Below are 17,500 nucleotides of genomic sequence, written 5' to 3'. Positions count from 1 at the left end.
CTTCGTGGCCTCCGGCCCGCCCAGCTTTCCTTAAAAAAGCCCCATCGGAAAATAGCGCAGATAAAGCTCATTGAGCCGGCCGCTACGGGCAAGCTCCAGAAGCGCATGATCGATTGCCTGGGTCAGCACCGGCTCATCCTTGCGCAGGGTGATCGTCAGTCCTTCGCCGAGGAAGTTGTCCGAGACATAAGCGCCCTCCAAGAGCATGCAGCAATTGGCGGCCTCGGCCGAAGCCGTCCAGAAACCGAGCTGAACGCCGTCGCCGAATGTCGCTGCGATGCTGCCATCCTTCAAGGCCGCCAGCACCGCCGGCCGATCCGGAAAGCTGCGGCGGTCGAGATCGGGGAAGAAGGCCTTGGCCATCGCCTCATGCGCCGTGCCGGCCACCACGCCCACGGGCTGCCCGGACAGGGCCGCAGGCGACGTTGCGCCCTTCAGCCGCGCACGATTGCCGACAAACCGCGCCGGAAGCTTCAGAAAAGGCCGGGAAAAGGCATAGGCGCGCCTGAGCTCCGCCGTCACCTTGAGGCCGGCGATCAACGCCTCGCCTTCTCCGCTATCCAGCGCCGGCCGGAGCTCGTCAAAGGTCAGGGCCTGGATCTGGCATCGTGATTCGATCGCCAGGACACGGCAGATTTCCCGGGCCAGATCGATGTGGAAGCCAGCGAGGCGGCCATCCTGATCGATGAAATTGAAGGGCGGAAAATCGACCGTCGTCAGGAAGCGCAGACGGGCAACTCCCTGGAGATCCGGCTTGGTGATCCGCTCGCGGGTGTCGAAGGTCAGTGGCAACAGGGCAAGATCATCCGCCATCGCGGGACAGACCGCCCCAAGGCACATAAGCATCCATAAAATTATATATTTCTTAAATTTAAGGGATGCAATCCGGCAGATCGCGGTTATGATGCCCTCGGGATCAGGCCCATTGGCGCGTCCTGCACGGACATCCGCCGCAGCTCTGCGTCTCATAAAAATGTGCATGATGTCATCGATAGCCTGCCGTCCTCTTCGACCATGCATCCGCGGCGGCGACGGAGTGTGCATGCACGGGCCAGTCTACCCTGCAAGTCTGTCCATGGCCACCGCCGGATTGGCCCTGAATGAGCCGTCGTCGCCTGCTCTGCTACCTGAACTCTCTCACCTGTCCAACGAACAGGCCGCGCTTTCCGCGCTGGGACTCCCCACGCCGCTGCTTGAGCGCGCCCTGCAGGCAGCGCGCGCGCACGGCACCTCCGTGGAAGGCGAGTTGATCGCTCTCGGCCAAGCGGAAGAAGAGACATATTATCGCGCCGTGGCGCAGCAGCTCGGTCTCGCCTTCCTCGACGCGATCGATCCGGATCATGTGCGCGACAGCGCCTTTCTCGACACCCAGCTTCTGCGCCCGGAAAGCTTGCGGCTGACGCCGCCAACCCGGCCTCCGATTCAACTGATCGTTCCCCGCCTGCGCGACCTCGGCTCCATTGCGGCGCATATCGAGGCTCGTCCGAGCCTGCGCGCCATGCTGGCTATCACCACGCCGCGCCGGCTGCGTCGGGCCGTGTGGCAGGCAGGAGCTCAGCGCCGACTGAAGAAGGCGACCGACAGTCTGTTTGACACGCAACCGCTTCTCAGCGCCCGTATCACCTTCTGGGGACAACAAGGCTTCCTGGCCGGCATGGGAACGGCCATGCTTCTGATCGCGCTGATCATGGCGCCGCTCGCCACGCTTTTGGCGATCCATCTCGCTTTGGCATTTATTCACTTAGCCGGCTTTTTGTTGCGCCTGAGCGCTTTTGCCAGAATGTCCAGGGATGAAGCTGCAAGCGCAACGGAGCCTCAGCCAGCAGGGGATCACGCGCCGCGCCCCGTCTATTCGATCCTCGTCGCGCTCTATCGGGAGGAGGCGGTGGTCGGGCAGCTGGTTGCGGCGCTTGACCGGCTGGACTGGCCGGCGAGCCGGCTCGACATCAAGCTGCTTTGCGAAGCCGACGACACCCCCACGCTTGCCGCGCTTCGCGCCCTGCCGCTGGGCGCACAATACGAGATCGTCGAAGTCCCGCCCTCGCTTCCGCGCACCAAACCCAAGGCGCTGAATTACGGGCTGGAAGGGGTAAGAGGCGAGTTTGTGGCGGTTTACGATGCGGAGGATCGTCCAGCGCGCGGCCAGCTTGAGGAAGCCTGGCAAGGATTTCGCCAGGCCCCTGCCGACGTCGCCTGCCTGCAGGCACCGATCATCATCACCAATGGCGGAGAAAGCTGGCTCTCGGCGCTGTTCGCGCTCGAATATGCCGCGCTGTTTCGTGGTCTTCTGCCGCGCCTTGCAGCGGCAGGCCTGCCGCTGCCGCTCGGCGGCACCTCCAATCACTTCCGCACCGCAGCGCTGCGCCAAGTCGGCAGCTGGGATCCTTTCAACGTCACCGAAGATGCCGATCTCGGGATCCGGCTGGCCCGATACGGCCTCAGAACACAGATTCTCACGTCCCCGACCTATGAGGATGCGCCGACCGAGCGCGATGTCTGGATCCGCCAGCGCACCCGCTGGTTCAAGGGCTGGCTGCAAACCTGGCTTGTCTGCATGCGCGCGCCGGGAAAGCTGGTCGCGCAGGTCGGATGGCGCGGCTTTCTCACCCTTCAGATCCTGATGGCAGGCCTGCTTATCGCCGCCCTCAGCCATCCTTTGCTGTTCGGCTTCATCGCCTATCTCGGCCTGCTGCTGAGCTTCGATCTCTTACCCGGCGATAGCGTCGTCGCATCGGCTCTGATCGTCGTCGATCTCTGCAATGCGTTCGGATGCTACCTGATCCAGCTTCTTCTCGGCCTCCGGTCGATGCGGCGCTGGGAGCGCCACGCCCTTGGCCGGCGCTGGCGCAGGCTTCCGTTCTACTGGCTGATCATGTCCTACGCCGCCTGGCGCGCCATCTTCGAACTGCGCAGCAAGCCCTTTGCCTGGAACAAGACCCCTCATCGTGTCGTGCAAACCGCGCGCAGGGAGCCTCCCGTGGCAAGTTGAAACACTCCATCGCCGCTTGAGAAACAGACTGACAGAGAACAGAGGCTGTAAAGCCGTCTCCGAAACAGTCTTAAGCGCCGGCCATAAAATTTTGAAATCGTTGATGGAGCGGGTAGCGGGAATCGAACCCGCGCGTTCAGCTTGGGAAGCTGACAGGCTACCATTACATCATACCCGCACGGCCTGTGGCGCCACGTTTCCATCATAGGACGGCAGCTGTCAAGAGCGGCCAGGGCCGATCGGATGGCCTTGGCGCTCAGCCTTCGGCGCGAAAATGCTTGGAGAGCTTCAGCCCCTGTGCCTGATAATGCGAGCCGAGACCGCTGCCGTAAAGACTGTCAGGCCGCGCGAGCATATGTTCATAGACCAGGCGGCCGATGATCTGCCCGTGCTCCAGGATGAAGGGCACTTCATGGCTGCGCACCTCGAGCACGGCGCGGCTTCCGGTGCCGCCGGCCGAGGCATGGCCGAAGCCGGGATCGAAGAAGCCGGCATAATGCACGCGGAACTCGCCGACCAGCGGATCGAAGGGCGTCATTTCCGCTGCGTAGTCAGGCGGAACATGCACGGCTTCGCGGGAGACGAGAATGTAGAATTCGTTCGGGTCGAGGATCAGGTCCTCGCGGCCGCGGCTATAGAGCGGCTCCCAGAAGTCATAGATGCCGTGCTCCGCCTTCTTGTCGACATCGACCACGGCCGTGTGGCGCTTGCCGCGATAGCCGATCAGCCCGTCTGCACCCGAGCCGCGCAGATCGATCGACAGTGCAATGCCGCCGCCCGATATATTCGGCGCATCGCTGGCAACGAGCGTCTGGCTGGCATGCAAATCCATCAATTCAGCCTCCGCAAGCAGCGAAAGCCCTCTGCGGAAGCGGATTTGCGACAGGCGCGAGCCGCGCCGCACGATGATCGGGAAGGTGCGCGGGCTGATTTCGAGATAGAGCGGCCCGCGATAGCCTGACGGTACCTTGTCGAATTCCTGCGCGCGATCGGTGATCACACGGGTGAAGATATCCAGACGACCGGTGGAGCTCTTGGGATTGGCAGAGGCCGAAAGTCCCTCCGGCAGATCCAGGCTTTCCATCAGCGGCACGATATAGACGCAGCCCGTTTCCAGCACGGCGCCTTCGCTGAGGTCAATGACATGCAGTTTCAGCCGGTCCAGCTTGTCGGCCACCAGATTGGCAGGCCCCGGCATGAAGCTGGCGCGCACCCGGAAAGCGACCGAACCAAGCCTGAGATCGAGGCTCGCCGGCTGAATCTGGTCGCCGTCGAGCGGCGCCTCGCTTCTTAGCCGACCGGTTGAAAACAGGTCCGCAATGGCGCCATCCGCCAGAATACCGCTGTCGCGCATCATGCGTTAAGCCTCCATCTTTGTGGGAGGACAAAACCAAACTCCTGCAATTGACGCAAGAACGGCGAAGCGCTATGCCTGCTTATCCCGTGGTGATTTGGCCGGTCGGCTTGCAGCCACGTTAAACAAATGGCTAAAGAGACCGGGGCGATGGAACCGGTCTGCTTTGCGCGGCCGGTTTTTTTGTGTGTGAGAACGCGAACCATGAGCAGCTCCTGGCGTCCTGCAACGCAACTCGTCCATGGCGGCACAACCCGCTCCAATCATGGCGAAACTTCCGAAGCCATTTTCCTGACGCAGGGTTTCGTCTACGAAAATTCCGCGGCCGCCGAAGCCCGCTTCAAGGGCGAGACCGACGGCTTCATCTATGCCCGCTACGGCAGCCCCACCAACGATATGTTCGAAAAGCGCATGTGCCTCCTGGAAGGTGCGGAGGATGCGCGCGCCACCGCCTCGGGCATGGCGGCCGTTTCCGCCGCCATCCTGTGCCAGGTCAAGGCTGGCGACCATATCGTGGCCGCCCGCGCCCTCTTCGGCTCCTGCCGCTGGGTTGTGGAAACGCTGGCGCCGAAATATGGCGTCGAATGCACGCTGGTCGATGGCCGGGACATTGCCAATTGGGAAGCCGCCGTCCGGCCGAACACCAAGGTCTTCTTCCTGGAAAGCCCGACCAACCCGACCCTTGAGGTGGTCGATGTCGCGGCCGTTGCCGCGCTGGCCAATTCGATCGGCGCCAAGCTCGTGGTCGACAATGTCTTCGCCACCCCGCTCTTCCAGAAGCCGCTGGAACTCGGGGCCCATGTCGTCGTCTATTCGGCCACCAAGCACATTGACGGCCAGGGGCGCTGCCTAGGCGGCGTCGTGCTTTCCAGCAAGGAATGGATCGACGAAAACCTGCACGACTACTTCCGTCATACGGGCCCGGCCCTTTCGCCCTTCAATGCCTGGACGCTGCTGAAAGGCATCGAGACCCTGCCGCTGCGCGTGCGCCAGCAGACCGCCAATGCCAGCGCCGTGGCCGATCTCCTGGCCGGGCATTCGAAAGTGGCGAAGGTCATCTATCCCGGCCGCGCCGATCACCCGCAGGCCGATATCATCGCCAAGCAGATGAGCGGCGGCTCGACCTTGGTGGCCTTTGAAATGAAGGGCGGAAAGCAGGCGGCCTTCGCCCTGCAGGATGCGCTCGAGATCGTCAAGATTTCCAACAATCTCGGCGACAGCAAGAGCCTGATCACCCATCCTGCCACCACCACCCACAAGAACCTGAGCGACGAGGCCCGGGCCGAACTCGGCATTTCCGACGGCACGGTGCGGCTTTCCGCCGGGATCGAAGATGCAGAAGATCTGGTCGCGGACTTTGCCCGCGCGCTGGACGCCGTTCAGGCCTAAAACTTAAGACGAGCAGCCATAAACCCACCGCCATACCGCACGGCGGCTTTGCTGAAACCTCTACACCGCCCGGCCTGCTGATCCCTCATTGGGCTCTTGCAGGCCGGGCGGTTTTGTTTATGGCGTCTGACTGCAATCGACCTCCTGGCAACAGCCGGCCATTCGCGAGACGCCGACGCTTTTCCGCCTTGCCTCAGTAAGCTTTTCCTTTCGATTGCCGGCCTCGCACTCTATAAGAAGATCGTTCCATTCTTACGCAGGCTCGCGAAGCGTTATCGTTGAGTAAACCATCCGGCGTTAGAATGGGAGAAAGGCTGAAGGGTGCTATCCATGTATCGCGCGGTAACACGGGAGATCGAGGTCACGGTCGAACCCTATTATCTGGAAGAGCAATCCGATCCGGAAGACAGCCGCTATGTCTGGGGCTACCGCATTCAGATCGTCAATCGCTCGGCCAAGGCGGTGCGGCTGATGACGCGCTATTGGAACATTACCGACGCCAATGGTCATGTCGATGAGGTCGATGGCCCTGGCGTAATCGGCCAGCAGCCGGTCTTGCAGCCCGGCGAAAGCTACGAATATTCTTCCGGCTGCCCGCTGGACACGCCCTCCGGCGTGATGTTCGGCCATTATTCGATGGAAACCAACGATGGCGAGGTCTTCAAGGTCGGCATTCCCGCCTTCTCGCTGGACGCGCCGGGCCAGATCCGCGTGCTGAACTGATCCGAACGAAACCGCTGCGCCACAAAAGCAAACGGCCCGACCGAAGGGTCGAGCCGCAGGTTCGCAGAAGGCGGATGAGGCGGGAAAACCCCTGAATGCGCCGCAAGCTGCCTTTTGGCAGCTCCCAACCGCACTATTGCGGGCGGATTTCCGTCGCCTCGAAGCGATAGGTGGTCGAGCAGAATTCGCAGCTGACCGAAACCGACCCTTCCTGCACGGTTTCCTCCAGTTCCTCCTGGCTCAGGCTTGCCAGAACATCCCGGATCTTCTCGCGCGAGCAGGTGCAACGGTCATAGACCGGCTGAGGCGGATAGACCCGCACGCCACGCTCGTGGAACAAGCGATAGAGCAGTCGCTCGGTGCCGACGGTCGGGTCGGTCAATTCGTCCGCATCGATCGTCTCGACCATCACCCGCGCCTCGTCCCAGAGATCGTCGATCTCAAGCTCATGCGCGCCGGCGCCATCGCCGCCATGCAGGTCCGGCTGGCGCATACGCTCCGGTGACTCCGGCAGAAATTGCGCGACCATGCCGCCCGCCCGCCAGCGATGGCGCGGCTTGCCGCTTTCGTCGCGGTCGAGCAATTCGGCCACGCCCAGACGCACCTTGGTCGGAATCTGCTCCGACTGGCGGAAATAGACACCGGCGATCTCTTCCAGCGAAGCACCATCGAGCGGCACGATGCCTTGATAGCGCTGCATATGCACACCCTGATCGATGGTGAAGGCCAGGATGCCCTCGCCCAGCAATTGTTGTGGCAGAACCTGGCCCTTGTCGATGGCGGCCTGCAGCGCCTCCTCGTCATAGCGGGCATAGGCGCGCACGCGATCGGGCGTCGCGAAATCGGCGACCACGAGATCGACCGGACCATCGCTCTTGGTCTGCACGATCAGCTTGCCCTCGAATTTTAGCGAAGTGCCGAGCAGCACGGTCAGCACCACGGTTTCAGCCACCAGACGGGCGACCGGAAGCGGATAGTTGTGGCGCTCGAGAATAGCATCGAGCATCGGGCCGAGCTGAACGGCGCGGCCACGCACATCCAGCCCCTCCACCTGAAAGGGCACGACATGATCATCCCCTGCAAAATCGAACTGCCCAAGGCCGGGAGTATTGTCCATCGTCATCCTACCTGGGCCACGCCGGCCGCCAAGATGCGGAACACGCAGCCTCTTCTGGGAGAAGGCGGCACGCCCTAACGTGGGCCGCGGCCTTCTCGTCTTGCGTTCCAGTGCACGCGCTCGCCCTATGAGGAACAGGCTGATGCAGCAGATTGAAAGTGTCACAACGTCACGCGCGACTCGATGCGGCATCCCATTCTCGGGCGGCAGCTTCGAGGCGTATACAGGCGCAGGGCGCGGCATCGGCAAGGACCGATGCGCACCCATATTTTTGGGGTTTCAGATCATTTGTCCAGCCTCAACGCCCAAACCAAGGCAAGAGGCTGTCACCGGCCCCGCGAAGCGGAGAAACCGGCTCACCCTGTCGAAGGCTTAGATCGTTGCGGTCCTGCACGATTTCAAGGCCGCGCGACTAGCCGGATGGAGAGGCCGGCTGCGCGCTATAGCTCGATGCGTCAGAGGCTTGGCTGGAGCTGCCTTAGATGGCGCCGAGGCACCAGGCGAGCACAGACTTCTGCGCATGCAGACGGTTTTCCGCTTCGTCGAACACCACTGACTGCGCGCCGTCGATCACCTCATCCGTGACCTCCTCGCCGCGATGGGCCGGCAGGCAGTGCATGAACAGCGCGTCCGGCGCAGCCTTGGCCATCAAGGCGCCATTGACCTGGAAAGGCTGGAAGACATTGTGGCCACGGGCGCGATGCTCCTGGTTCATCGACACCCACGTATCTGTCACCACGCAATCGGCGCCCGCAACGGCCTGCTCGGCATCGTGGCAGAGCATGATTTCACCACCATGATTGCGCGCCCAATTCAGAAAGCGGTCCTCCGGCTCGGAGCCGAGCGGTGTCGCCATGGCCATGCGATAGCCAAAACGCGCCGATCCTTCGACGAAGGAATGCAGCACATTGTTGCCGTCGCCGGTCCAGGCGATCGTACGGCCTTTGACGGGTCCCTTATGTTCCTCGAAGGTCATGATATCGGCCATGATCTGGCAGGGATGCGTGGCATCCGTCAGGCCGTTGATTACAGGCACGGTCGCGTGTTCAGCCAATTCCAGCAGACGGGCATGGTCGGTCGTGCGGATCATGATGGCATCGACATAGCGCGAGAGCACGCGGGCGGTATCGCCGATCGTCTCGGCGCGGCCAAGCTGCATCTCCGTGCCCGACAGAAACAGCGTCTCGCCGCCAAGCTGGCGCATGCCGACATCGAAGGAGACACGGGTGCGGGTCGATGGCTTCTCGAAGATCATGGCCAGCATCTTGCCGGCGAGCGGCTTTTCTGCCGTGCCCTGCTTCGTCGCGGTCTTGCGAACGCGCGCATCGTCGATGATCGCCCGGAGATCCTCGGCGCCCATCGCCGAGAGATCGAGAAAATGCCTGGTGCTCGCCATCATGCCGTTCCATCTATCGTTTTTCGGGCGCAACCCCTGCAGTCCTTCGCTTCCAGCCACAGCGCGGCGGCGCGGACTGGAAAAACATCGAGAGCGGCGCGCCCTGCAGGCGCTGCCGCTCTCGACAGGAGCTTGGCTGGGGTAAGCGCGCCGGGTTTAGGCGGTCGCCCTTTGCGGCTGCGCGGCCTGCAGCCGGGAGGCCGCCCGCTCCAGCCGGTTCAGTCCCTCGCGCGCTTCCTCAGCCGTCGTGATCAACGGCGGCAGGATACGCACGACATTTTCACCGGCCGGAACGGCCAGCATGTCCTCGGCGCGGATGGCACCCAGAAGCTCGGCCACCGGCACGCGCCCCTTGATGCCCAGCATGAGGCCATCGCCGCGAATTTCCTCGATCACATCGGGGAAGCGGTCCTTCAGCGAGGCCAGACCTTGACGCAGAACCAATGCGGTGTCGCGCACCTGCTCTAGGAAACCTTCGGCCAGAACCACGTCCAGCACCGCATTGCCGACCGCCATGGCCAGCGGATTACCGCCATAGGTCGAGCCATGTGTGCCCGCCACCATGCCGGATGCTGCCTCCGCGGTTGCCAGGCAGGCGCCGAACGGGAAGCCGCCGCCAATGCCCTTGGCGACTGCCATGATATCGGGCGTGATGCCGTAATGTTCATGCGCGAAGAACTTGCCAGTCCGGCCGACGCCGCACTGAACCTCGTCCAGCATCAGAAGCAGGCCGAACTCGTCACAAAGCGCGCGCAGACCCTGCAGGAACTCGCGCGACGCGACCCGGATGCCGCCTTCACCCTGGATCGGCTCGATCAAGATGCCGGCCGTCTCATCGTCGATCGCAGCCTTCACGGCGTCGAGATCGCCGAAAGGCACCTGAAGGAAGCCCGGCGCCTTCGGGCCGAAGCCTTCCAGATATTTTGCCTGGCCGCCGGCCGCGATCGTCGCCAGCGTGCGGCCGTGAAAGGCGCCCTCGAAGGTGATGATCGTGAATTTTTCCTGGCTGCCCTTGGCGTAGTGATAGCGCCGCGCGGTCTTGATCGCGCATTCCAGCGCTTCCGCGCCGGAATTGGTGAAAAAGACCTTGTCGGCAAAGGTTGCCGCCGTCAGCCGGGCGGCAAGCGTTTCCTGGCCCGGAACCTCATACAGGTTGGACAGATGCCAGACCTTGTCGGCCTGCACCTTCAGCGCTTCGACGAGATGCGGATGCGCATGGCCGAGCGAATTGACCGCGACGCCAGCGGCGAAATCGAGATATCGCTTGCCATTTTCGGCGATCAGCCAGACGCCCTCGCCGCGCTCGAAGCGCAAAGGCGCGCGCATGTAAGTCTCGTAAAGCGGCGTGGCAGTGGCCATAGCGCAATCTCCAGATCGGCGATCATCTTGCAGGCAGGCTCATGCACCGCAGGGGGTCCGCGAGCCTTTTGAAAAGAAAATGCCGCCTTCCGGCGGCGGCCGCACTATCGGCATTTCAGGGGTCGCTGTCAACAAAACTGCCGGAAATGCAGGCGCTTGAGGCGAAATTTTTCCGAGATCGCGCCTCATTCCTGCCCTTGCAAATGCGTCACACTCGGGCAGCAAGTTGGGGAAAACCAGAAAATCGATTCGAGGCGATTCCAGGGACTCTTGTCACGGAGTCTGCCCGACTCTAGGTTAAGACCATCACTAGACGCGTGCGGCGGACCTAGTCACCAAAACAGTTGCGGCGCTCAAGGCCCCGGAAGAACAGCCGGGCCTGGGATGACGGATTCCGTCAACTTCAGCGCCCGAAATGGAGACGAGAGCATGAATTGGACCGATGAGAGAGTCGAAAAGCTCAAAAAACTCTGGTCCGAAGGCTTGAGCGCGAGCCAGATCGCCGCACAACTCGGCGGTGTCAGCCGAAATGCGGTGATTGGCAAGGTTCATCGTCTCTCTCTTCCAGGCCGCGCCAAAGCCGGCGGCTCCGCCCCTGCGGCGGCCAATGCCCGCCCGAAACGTCCTGCGACACCCGCTCCAGCACCGCAGCGTCCTCAGGCCGAAGCGCCGCGGATTCTGCCGCGCACCACCATGCGCCCGAACGATGTCGCCGTGATGAAGGATGGCGGCGCACCGGTGCCCGCGGAAGAAACCTCCCCGGTTACCGCCACATCGGGCAACGTCGTCGTGCCGATGACGCGCAAGCTGGCGCTGACCCAGCTGACCGACCGCACTTGCAAATGGCCTGTCGGCGATCCGATGAAGGACGACTTTCACTTTTGCGGCAATGACTGCAATGAAAACTCGCCCTATTGCACCTATCACGCCCGCCTGGCTTACCAGCCTTCGGCCGAGCGCCGCCGCATGCGCTGATAACGCTTTAAGGTCCAGACCTGCAAAAGCCGCTGATCTCCTGCGAGATCGGCGGCTTTTTTGTGCCTGGCTGTACGAAGAGCCGGACGTCAGGCCAGCAACGGAGCAGTGGCGCCGCGTCCTGACGCAGATGATCAAGAAACACCTGCACAACAAGGGGATCGGGCGCCGCCCCCTCCTCGAATATCATCTTATTCGGATTGTCTTGCTTACCCTGCCAAATCGGGTCAAACCATCTTTGCCGCGTCAACTGGATGCGGCGAAAGAAATGAGGTGAGACGATTGAAATTCCGGCTAATGCTGACGGTCAGGTTAAAGGCTTGCAGGCTAACCCTGACATTCAGCTTCTAGTAAAACGGGGGTCGGGCGAAAGCCCGGCTCCCACCGGAGAGAAAGTCGTCTCACCTCCTCCTAAATCAGAAGTCTATCACAACCCGGAGATCTTTCAAACCGATTGGGTTGCCATGCATCATCGTCCGGATGACAGGCCCATTCAACGAGCTGGCATTATGCCCTACCCAGCGAATGACAGCCCTTCAGCCAAAGTGGACGAGCCTCTGGCAACGCCGCCTATCCCTCGAGGGAATAGCCTGCGCCACGCACAGTGCGGATCACATCCTGCATATTGGCGAAGTTCAGGGCCTTGCGCAGGCGCCCGACATGCACGTCGACCGTGCGCTCGTCCACATAGATATCATGGCCCCAAACACCATCGAGAAGCTGGGAGCGCGAGAAGACCCGGCCGGGAGAGGACATGAAGAATTCGAGCAGGCGAAATTCGGTCGGGCCGAGCCGGACTTCGCGGCTCTTGCGATGAACGCGATGGGTTTCGCGATCAAGCTCGATATCGCCGCATTTCAACAGCGTCGAGAGCACCTCCGGCTTGGCGCGACGTAGCATGGCCTTGACGCGGGCCATCAGCTCCGGTGTCGAGAACGGCTTGACGACATAATCGTCTGCGCCGGTTGCCAGACCCCGAACGCGCTCGCTTTCCTCACCGCGCGCGGTCAGCATGATGATGGGCAGGCGTTCCGTTTCAGGCCGCTGGCGTAGGCGCCGGCACAGTTCGATGCCGGAGACGCCGGGAAGCATCCAGTCAAGAATGAGAAGGTCTGGCAGACGCTCCTGCAGGCGGATTTCGGCCTCATCGCCGCGCAGGATGGCATCGACTTCAAAGCCTTCCGCTTCGAGATTGTAGCGCAGAAGAACGCTCAGAGCCTCTTCATCTTCGACAACGGCAATTCTTGGCACCATGGCATGTCACTCCGAAAGTCGCATATTTTTCGCCTGTTGCGCGCTCTTCACGAGCAGCAAAGCGCAATTTCTCATTTGCAGGACCGGACAGGTGACCCTCGGCACGGCAGGAAGAGCGCGTCTGCAGATCCGCACCAGATCATGAGCCGGCTATTGTTCATGACGTGCACTCCGCCTATTCGGCCGTCTCTTTCGCATCCATGTCCGCGGAGCCTGCCGCCCGCGCCGCGCGTGGGGAACCCTTCCCCAACCTTGCCCATCGGCGCGAACAGCTCAGCCGCTGAGAGATAAGCCGGCAAAACAGGTGCATTCCAGTGGCCATCGACAGCGATCTGCCACGCTCACACGGAACAGACCAACGCAGACAAGACACACGGCTCGCACGCTATTTCGCCGGTTACGGAAACAGGCCCTGGCAAGAGTGCGACCGGCCGCCATTGGGCGGCCGGCTGCCTTGCTGTCTCAGCCGTTGACGGCGCCGACGGTGTTGGACGAATCGTCCTTCGGACGCTCGCCAACGAGCTGGGAACCCGTCGCCATGTAGTAGATCGTCTCGGCAATGTTGGTCGCGTGATCGCCGATGCGCTCGATGTTCTTGGCGCAGAAGAGAAGATGCGTGCAGGAGGTGATGTTGCGCGGATCTTCCATCATGTAGGTCAAGAGTTCGCGGAACAGCGAGGTATAGATCGCGTCGATCTCCTCGTCGCGCTCGCGAATGCTGTTGGCCTTTTCCGGCGAGCGGGAGGCATAGACATCGAGCACTTCCTTGAGCTGGGTCAAGGCAAGCTCGGCCAGATGCTCCAGGCCACGCGCCAGCTGCCGCGGCAGGCTGGTGCTGGCCACAGCGATCACGCGTTTGGCCGTGTTCTTGCCGAGGTCGCCGACACGCTCGAGATCGGCGGCGATCCGGATCGAGCCCATGATCTCGCGCAGGTCGGCAGCCATGGGCTGGCGCTTGGCGATAGTGACGATCGCCTTCTCGCCGATCTGGCGTTCTGCCTCATCAAGCAGCACGTCGTCGGAGATGACCTTCTGGGCCAGGCCGAGATCGGCATTGACGAGCGCGCGGACGGACTCCGCCACCATCTGCTCCGCCAGGCCGCCCATTTCGGAAATGCGGCGCGACAGATATTTCAGGTCTTCGTCATAGACGGAAACGATGTGATTGGACATGTTCGTTCTTTCCTCGCGATACGGACAACGGCAGGGCGCAGGCCTCAGCCGAAGCGACCCATGATGTAGTCCTGCGTCCGCTGGTCATCCGGATTGGTGAACATCTTGTCGGTGTCATTCTCCTCGACCAGATGGCCAAGGTGGAACATGGCGGTGCGCTGCGAGACGCGAGCCGCCTGCTGCATCGAATGCGTGACGATGACGATGGTGAAATTGGCGCGCAGCTCGTGGATCAGCTCCTCGACCTTGGCGGTGGCGATCGGATCGAGCGCCGAGCAGGGCTCGTCCATCAGGATCACTTCCGGGCTGACGGCGATGGCACGTGCGATGCACAGACGCTGCTGCTGGCCGCCGGACAGGCCGGTGCCGGCCTCATGCAGACGATCCTTCACCTCGTTGAACAGGCCGGCCTTCTGCAGGCTCTGCTCGACGATGGTGTCGAGATCGGCCCTGCTGCGGGCGAGGCCGTGGATCTTCGGTCCGTAGGCGACATTTTCCCAGATCGTCTTGGGAAAAGGGTTCGGCTTCTGGAACACCATGCCGACACGAGCGCGCAGCTCCACCACGTCGATCTGCGGATCGTAGATGTCATCGGTGTCGAGCGTGATCTTGCCGGTGACGCGGCAATGGTCGATCGTGTCGTTCATCCGGTTGAGCGTGCGCAGGAAGGTCGACTTGCCACAGCCGGAGGGGCCGATCAACGCGGTGACCGTGTTCTCGCGGATGTTCAGGTTGACGTCGAAAAGCGCGCGCTTCTCGCCGTAGAAGACCGAGACGTCCTTGCCGATCATCTTGTAGGGGACAGCATTCATTTTCTGATCAAGCGCCTTTTCGACTGCAGCTTCCGTCATCATGTTCATGGCCTTCTATCCTTCTACCAGCGGCGCTCGAAGCGCCGGCGCAACAGGATCGCGCCGAGGTTCATCACGATCAGGAACACCAGGAGCACCATGATGGCCCCGGAGGTACGCTCGACAAAGGCGCGCTCCGCCTCGTTTGCCCACATGTAGATCTGCACCGGAAGCGCGGTGGAAGGCTCGAGCGGCGAACCCGGATAATCGACCACGAAGGCCACCATGCCGATCAGCAGGAGCGGCGCGGTTTCGCCCAGCGCATGGGCGAGGCCGATGATCGTGCCGGTGAGAATGCCCGGCATGGCAAGCGGCAGCACATGGTGGAAGATAGTCTGCATCTTCGAAGCACCGAGACCGAGAGCAGCCGCGCGGATCGACGGCGGCACGGCCTTCAGTGCCGCACGGGTGGCGATGATGATCGTCGGCAGCGTCATCAGCGTCAGCACCAGGCCACCGACCAGCGACGCCGAGCGTGGCAGGCCGGCGAAGTTGATGAAGATCGCCAGGCCCAGGAGACCATAGACGATCGAGGGCACGGCCGCGAGATTGTTGATATTGACCTCGATCAGGTCGGTGAACCTGTTCTTCGGTGCGAATTCTTCCAGATAGATCGACGCGGCGACGCCGATCGGCAGGGCCAGGACCAGAACGATCAGCATCATGTAGAAGGAACCGAGCGCGGCCACGCCGATGCCGGCGGCTTCGGGACGGCTGGATGCGCCGAAGGTGAAGAGGCCGGTATTGAACTGCTTGGTCAGCGCGCCCTTCTCGCGCAGCTGGTCCATCCAGGCGAGCTGCTGGTTCTTCACCTTGCGGTTGGCCTCGTCGGCCTTCAGGTCGATCTGGCCCTTGTTGGCCGAGTCGATATTGCCTTCGGCAAGAATGGCGACCGGCAAGGTCTGGCCGATCACCTGCGGATTGGCCACGACGATGTCGCGCAGCTGGGTGCGGGCGCTGGCCGAGATCATGTCCGTGGCGAGCTTCACCTTGGCGCGGTCATTGGCGTCGATGCCCAGCTCCTGGATCAGCGCGTCACGCACCAGCAGCGGATAGTTGGCCGCCATCAGCTTCTGCGGATTGTCGGCCCGCTCGTTCTTCGGGTCGATCACCTTTTCCGAGAAGGTGATCGGCAAGGTGATGGTCGTCTGCAGGAAGGCGGTGTAGCCATTCGACACGACGGTCCACAGCAGCACGGCCAGGAAGAACACGCCGGTCAGGATGGCGGCCACGCCATAGGCGCGGAACCGGCGCTCTGCGGCATAGCGTTTGGCAATGCCGATATCGCGGCGGCCGGGCCGGGCCGAAGCCTGCGCCTGGAAAGCGGATGAGGTGACGTCGCTCATTCGTACTGTTCCCGGTATTTGCGCACGATATAGAGCGCGTAGATGTTGAGGCAGAGCGTGATGGTGAAGAGCGTGATGCCAAGCGCGAAGGCCACCAGCGTCTGCGGCGAGGTGAATTCGAGGTCACCGGTCAGCTGGTTGACGATCTTGACGGTCACGGTCGTCATCGGCTCGAAGGGGTTGAGCTGCATGCGCGCGGCCACGCCGGCGGCAAGCACGACGATCATGGTTTCACCCACGGCGCGGGAGGCTGTCAGCAGCAGCGCACCGACGATCCCGGGCAAGGCGGCCGGCAGGACGACACGCTTGATCGTTTCCGAGCGGGTCGCGCCCAGACCCAGCGAACCGTCCCGCAGCGAGCGTGGCACCTGGGTGATGATGTCATCCGACAGCGAAGACACGAAGGGGATCAGCATGATGCCCATGACGATGCCGGCGGTGAGGACGCTCTGCGCCTGGATGAAGTTGGTGTAATTGCCCGTGACCAGCCCGTTCAGCTCGGCCGAGATATCCCGAAGGAAGGGACCGACAGTAACGAGCGCGAAGAAGCCGTAGACGATGGTGGGAATGCCGGCCAGGATTTCAAGCAACGGCTTGGCCACGGCGCGCACATGCGGGCTTGCATATTCCGACATGTAGATCGCGGCAAAGAGCCCGACCGGCACGGCAAAGAGCATGGCCACGAAGGCGATGTAGAGCGTGCCCGAAAGCAGTGGCAGCAGACCGAACTGACCGGCGCTGGCCGTGCTGCCGGCAGCGGCGAAGCGCGGATCCCAGACCGTGCCGAAGAAGAAGCTGGCGGGCGAAACCGACTGGAAGAAGCGGATGGCTTCCGACAGCATCGACCCGACGATGCCGATGGTCGTCAGGATGGCGATGGATGAGGCCAGCACCAGCGCGAACAGGATGATCCGCTCGACGCGGTTGCGCGCCCGAAAACGCAAGGAGACCGAGCGGAGGGACAGAAACACGCCGAGGACCGAAACCACGAGAACAACGGCGGTCATGGCCAGGCTGCTTGTGGCCGACAGGCTGTTCAGCATCTGGGCGGACTTGATCATGTAGGGCTGCGTATCGCCAGCCAGGGCCACGCCCTTGGCAGCCAGTGCAGCGCGCACGTCAAGCGTCCCCGTCTCCAGCGCCGAGCGCTCGGTGTCGCTGAGCAGCGGCAGGCCGCGCGCCACGGAGCGCACCTGGCCCATGGCCAGCTCCACCGGGGCCGCGCCCTGCTGCAGAACCTCTGTCGGCAGCGAGAAGCGCACGTCGCGTTCGATCACCGAGGGCGCGACCGCGCTCCAGATGGCCAAAATCAGAGCGGCGGGCAGAATGGCCCAGATTGCCGCGTAAGCGCCGTGATAGCCGGGCAGCGAGTGCAGCGAAACGGATCGCCCGCCGGCAGCAGCCACCGCGCGCGAATGCGCCATGAAATAGGCGCCGAAGCCTATCAGTAGAACAAGAAGAAAAAGAAACGATGCGCTCATCTTGAAGCGGTCCCCTCGCGCCGTTCGATGTCCGAAGGCTGCTGTCCCGTATTGCCGCGGCAGGCCTGCCCTGCGCAGCATCATCTTTCCGTG

The 17,500-nt window shown here is 62.5% G+C and carries 14 protein-coding genes, 1 tRNA gene and 1 riboswitch; of the genes, 4 read left to right on the top strand and 11 right to left on the bottom strand.

The window, feature by feature from the left end; all coding sequences use genetic code 11:
- Positions 1 to 30 precede the first annotated feature (30 nt).
- Positions 31 to 846 carry a transporter substrate-binding domain-containing protein gene (locus BMX61_RS11885; protein WP_075629506.1) on the bottom strand — a complete coding sequence of 272 codons (816 nt, stop codon included), beginning with the start codon at positions 844 to 846 and terminating at the stop codon, positions 31 to 33.
- Positions 847 to 1,042: 196 nt separating this feature from the next.
- Here BMX61_RS11885 and BMX61_RS11880 point away from each other — a divergent pair, with 196 nt between their 5' ends.
- Complete coding sequence (locus BMX61_RS11880) at positions 1,043 to 2,989, top strand: glycosyltransferase family 2 protein (protein ID WP_075629507.1); 1,947 nt, start codon at positions 1,043 to 1,045, stop codon at positions 2,987 to 2,989.
- Between the two features lie 104 nt (positions 2,990 to 3,093).
- On the opposite strand, the gene BMX61_RS11875 is transcribed toward BMX61_RS11880, so the two are convergent.
- Positions 3,094 to 3,167 (bottom strand) — tRNA-Gly (locus BMX61_RS11875).
- Positions 3,168 to 3,245: 78 nt separating this feature from the next.
- A complete protein-coding gene (locus BMX61_RS11870) occupies positions 3,246 to 4,346 on the bottom strand; it encodes a 2'-deoxycytidine 5'-triphosphate deaminase (protein ID WP_075629508.1) in 1,101 nt (366 codons plus the stop codon).
- A 76-nt stretch (positions 4,347 to 4,422) separates the two neighbouring features.
- Positions 4,423 to 4,501, top strand: a riboswitch (SAM riboswitch).
- Between the two features lie 46 nt (positions 4,502 to 4,547).
- Between BMX61_RS11870 and BMX61_RS11865 the strand changes: the two genes are divergently transcribed.
- Complete coding sequence (locus BMX61_RS11865; protein ID WP_075629509.1) at positions 4,548 to 5,732, top strand: O-succinylhomoserine sulfhydrylase; 1,185 nt, start codon at positions 4,548 to 4,550, stop codon at positions 5,730 to 5,732.
- A gap of 330 nt (positions 5,733 to 6,062) precedes the next feature.
- Positions 6,063 to 6,455, top strand: a complete 393-nt coding sequence (apaG, locus tag BMX61_RS11860) for a Co2+/Mg2+ efflux protein ApaG (protein WP_075629510.1) — start codon at positions 6,063 to 6,065, stop codon at positions 6,453 to 6,455.
- 133 nt (positions 6,456 to 6,588) lie between these two features.
- On the opposite strand, the gene BMX61_RS11855 is transcribed toward apaG, so the two are convergent.
- The 3 genes from BMX61_RS11855 to BMX61_RS11845 form a co-directional block, all read right to left on the bottom strand.
- Positions 6,589 to 7,572: an Hsp33 family molecular chaperone gene (locus BMX61_RS11855; protein ID WP_407703767.1), complete on the bottom strand. Its 984-nt coding sequence runs from the start codon at positions 7,570 to 7,572 to the stop codon at positions 6,589 to 6,591.
- Between the two features lie 478 nt (positions 7,573 to 8,050).
- A complete protein-coding gene (gene argF, locus BMX61_RS11850; protein WP_075629512.1) occupies positions 8,051 to 8,968 on the bottom strand; it encodes an ornithine carbamoyltransferase in 918 nt (305 codons plus the stop codon).
- A 156-nt stretch (positions 8,969 to 9,124) separates the two neighbouring features.
- Positions 9,125 to 10,327: an aspartate aminotransferase family protein gene (locus BMX61_RS11845; protein ID WP_075629513.1), complete on the bottom strand. Its 1,203-nt coding sequence runs from the start codon at positions 10,325 to 10,327 to the stop codon at positions 9,125 to 9,127.
- Positions 10,328 to 10,756: 429 nt separating this feature from the next.
- On the opposite strand from BMX61_RS11845, the gene BMX61_RS11840 reads away from it, so the two are divergent.
- Entirely contained in the window at positions 10,757 to 11,302 is a 546-nt protein-coding gene (locus BMX61_RS11840; RefSeq protein ID WP_075629598.1) for a GcrA family cell cycle regulator, read from the top strand.
- Between the two features lie 570 nt (positions 11,303 to 11,872).
- Here the strand turns inward: BMX61_RS11840 and phoB are convergent.
- The 5 genes from phoB to pstC form a co-directional block, all read right to left on the bottom strand.
- Positions 11,873 to 12,556, bottom strand: coding sequence for a phosphate regulon transcriptional regulator PhoB (gene phoB, locus BMX61_RS11830; RefSeq protein WP_075629515.1), 684 nt, complete (start codon positions 12,554 to 12,556; stop codon positions 11,873 to 11,875).
- Between the two features lie 462 nt (positions 12,557 to 13,018).
- On the bottom strand, positions 13,019 to 13,729 hold the full coding sequence (gene phoU / locus BMX61_RS11825; RefSeq protein WP_075629516.1) for a phosphate signaling complex protein PhoU: 711 nt from the start codon (positions 13,727 to 13,729) through the stop codon (positions 13,019 to 13,021).
- 44 nt (positions 13,730 to 13,773) lie between these two features.
- Positions 13,774 to 14,589: a phosphate ABC transporter ATP-binding protein PstB gene (gene pstB, locus BMX61_RS11820; RefSeq protein ID WP_075629517.1), complete on the bottom strand. Its 816-nt coding sequence runs from the start codon at positions 14,587 to 14,589 to the stop codon at positions 13,774 to 13,776.
- A gap of 14 nt (positions 14,590 to 14,603) precedes the next feature.
- The gene (gene pstA, locus BMX61_RS11815; protein ID WP_075629518.1) at positions 14,604 to 15,926 is read right to left on the bottom strand and encodes a phosphate ABC transporter permease PstA; all 1,323 of its coding nucleotides are present in this window, start codon (positions 15,924 to 15,926) and stop codon (positions 14,604 to 14,606) included.
- The gene (gene pstC, locus BMX61_RS11810) at positions 15,923 to 17,407 is read right to left on the bottom strand and encodes a phosphate ABC transporter permease subunit PstC (protein WP_075629599.1); all 1,485 of its coding nucleotides are present in this window, start codon (positions 17,405 to 17,407) and stop codon (positions 15,923 to 15,925) included. The genes pstA and pstC overlap by 4 nt, the downstream gene beginning before the upstream one ends.
- Positions 17,408 to 17,500 lie beyond the last annotated feature (93 nt).

Source organism: Xaviernesmea oryzae (assembly GCF_900109605.1).
GTDB classification, from domain to species: Bacteria; Pseudomonadota; Alphaproteobacteria; order Rhizobiales; family Rhizobiaceae; genus Xaviernesmea; species Xaviernesmea oryzae.
This window is presented reverse-complemented; position numbering and strand designations above follow the sequence as displayed.

What these genes read in the sequence shown, in the direction of transcription:
- BMX61_RS11885 (WP_075629506.1), bottom strand. Translation starts at nt 846, where the DNA reads ATGCTTATGTGCCTTGGGGCGGTCTGTCCCGCGATGGCGGATGATCTT.
- BMX61_RS11880 (WP_075629507.1), top strand. Translation starts at nt 1,043, where the DNA reads ATGCACGGGCCAGTCTACCCTGCAAGTCTGTCCATGGCCACCGCCGGA.
- BMX61_RS11870 (WP_075629508.1), bottom strand. Translation starts at nt 4,346, where the DNA reads ATGATGCGCGACAGCGGTATTCTGGCGGATGGCGCCATTGCGGACCTG.
- BMX61_RS11865 (WP_075629509.1), top strand. Translation starts at nt 4,548, where the DNA reads ATGAGCAGCTCCTGGCGTCCTGCAACGCAACTCGTCCATGGCGGCACA.
- apaG (WP_075629510.1), top strand. Translation starts at nt 6,063, where the DNA reads ATGTATCGCGCGGTAACACGGGAGATCGAGGTCACGGTCGAACCCTAT.
- BMX61_RS11855 (WP_407703767.1), bottom strand. Translation starts at nt 7,572, where the DNA reads ATGGACAATACTCCCGGCCTTGGGCAGTTCGATTTTGCAGGGGATGAT.
- argF (WP_075629512.1), bottom strand. Translation starts at nt 8,968, where the DNA reads ATGGCGAGCACCAGGCATTTTCTCGATCTCTCGGCGATGGGCGCCGAG.
- BMX61_RS11845 (WP_075629513.1), bottom strand. Translation starts at nt 10,327, where the DNA reads ATGGCCACTGCCACGCCGCTTTACGAGACTTACATGCGCGCGCCTTTG.
- BMX61_RS11840 (WP_075629598.1), top strand. Translation starts at nt 10,757, where the DNA reads ATGAATTGGACCGATGAGAGAGTCGAAAAGCTCAAAAAACTCTGGTCC.
- phoB (WP_075629515.1), bottom strand. Translation starts at nt 12,556, where the DNA reads ATGGTGCCAAGAATTGCCGTTGTCGAAGATGAAGAGGCTCTGAGCGTT.
- phoU (WP_075629516.1), bottom strand. Translation starts at nt 13,729, where the DNA reads ATGTCCAATCACATCGTTTCCGTCTATGACGAAGACCTGAAATATCTG.
- pstB (WP_075629517.1), bottom strand. Translation starts at nt 14,589, where the DNA reads ATGAACATGATGACGGAAGCTGCAGTCGAAAAGGCGCTTGATCAGAAA.
- pstA (WP_075629518.1), bottom strand. Translation starts at nt 15,926, where the DNA reads ATGAGCGACGTCACCTCATCCGCTTTCCAGGCGCAGGCTTCGGCCCGG.
- pstC (WP_075629599.1), bottom strand. Translation starts at nt 17,407, where the DNA reads ATGAGCGCATCGTTTCTTTTTCTTCTTGTTCTACTGATAGGCTTCGGC.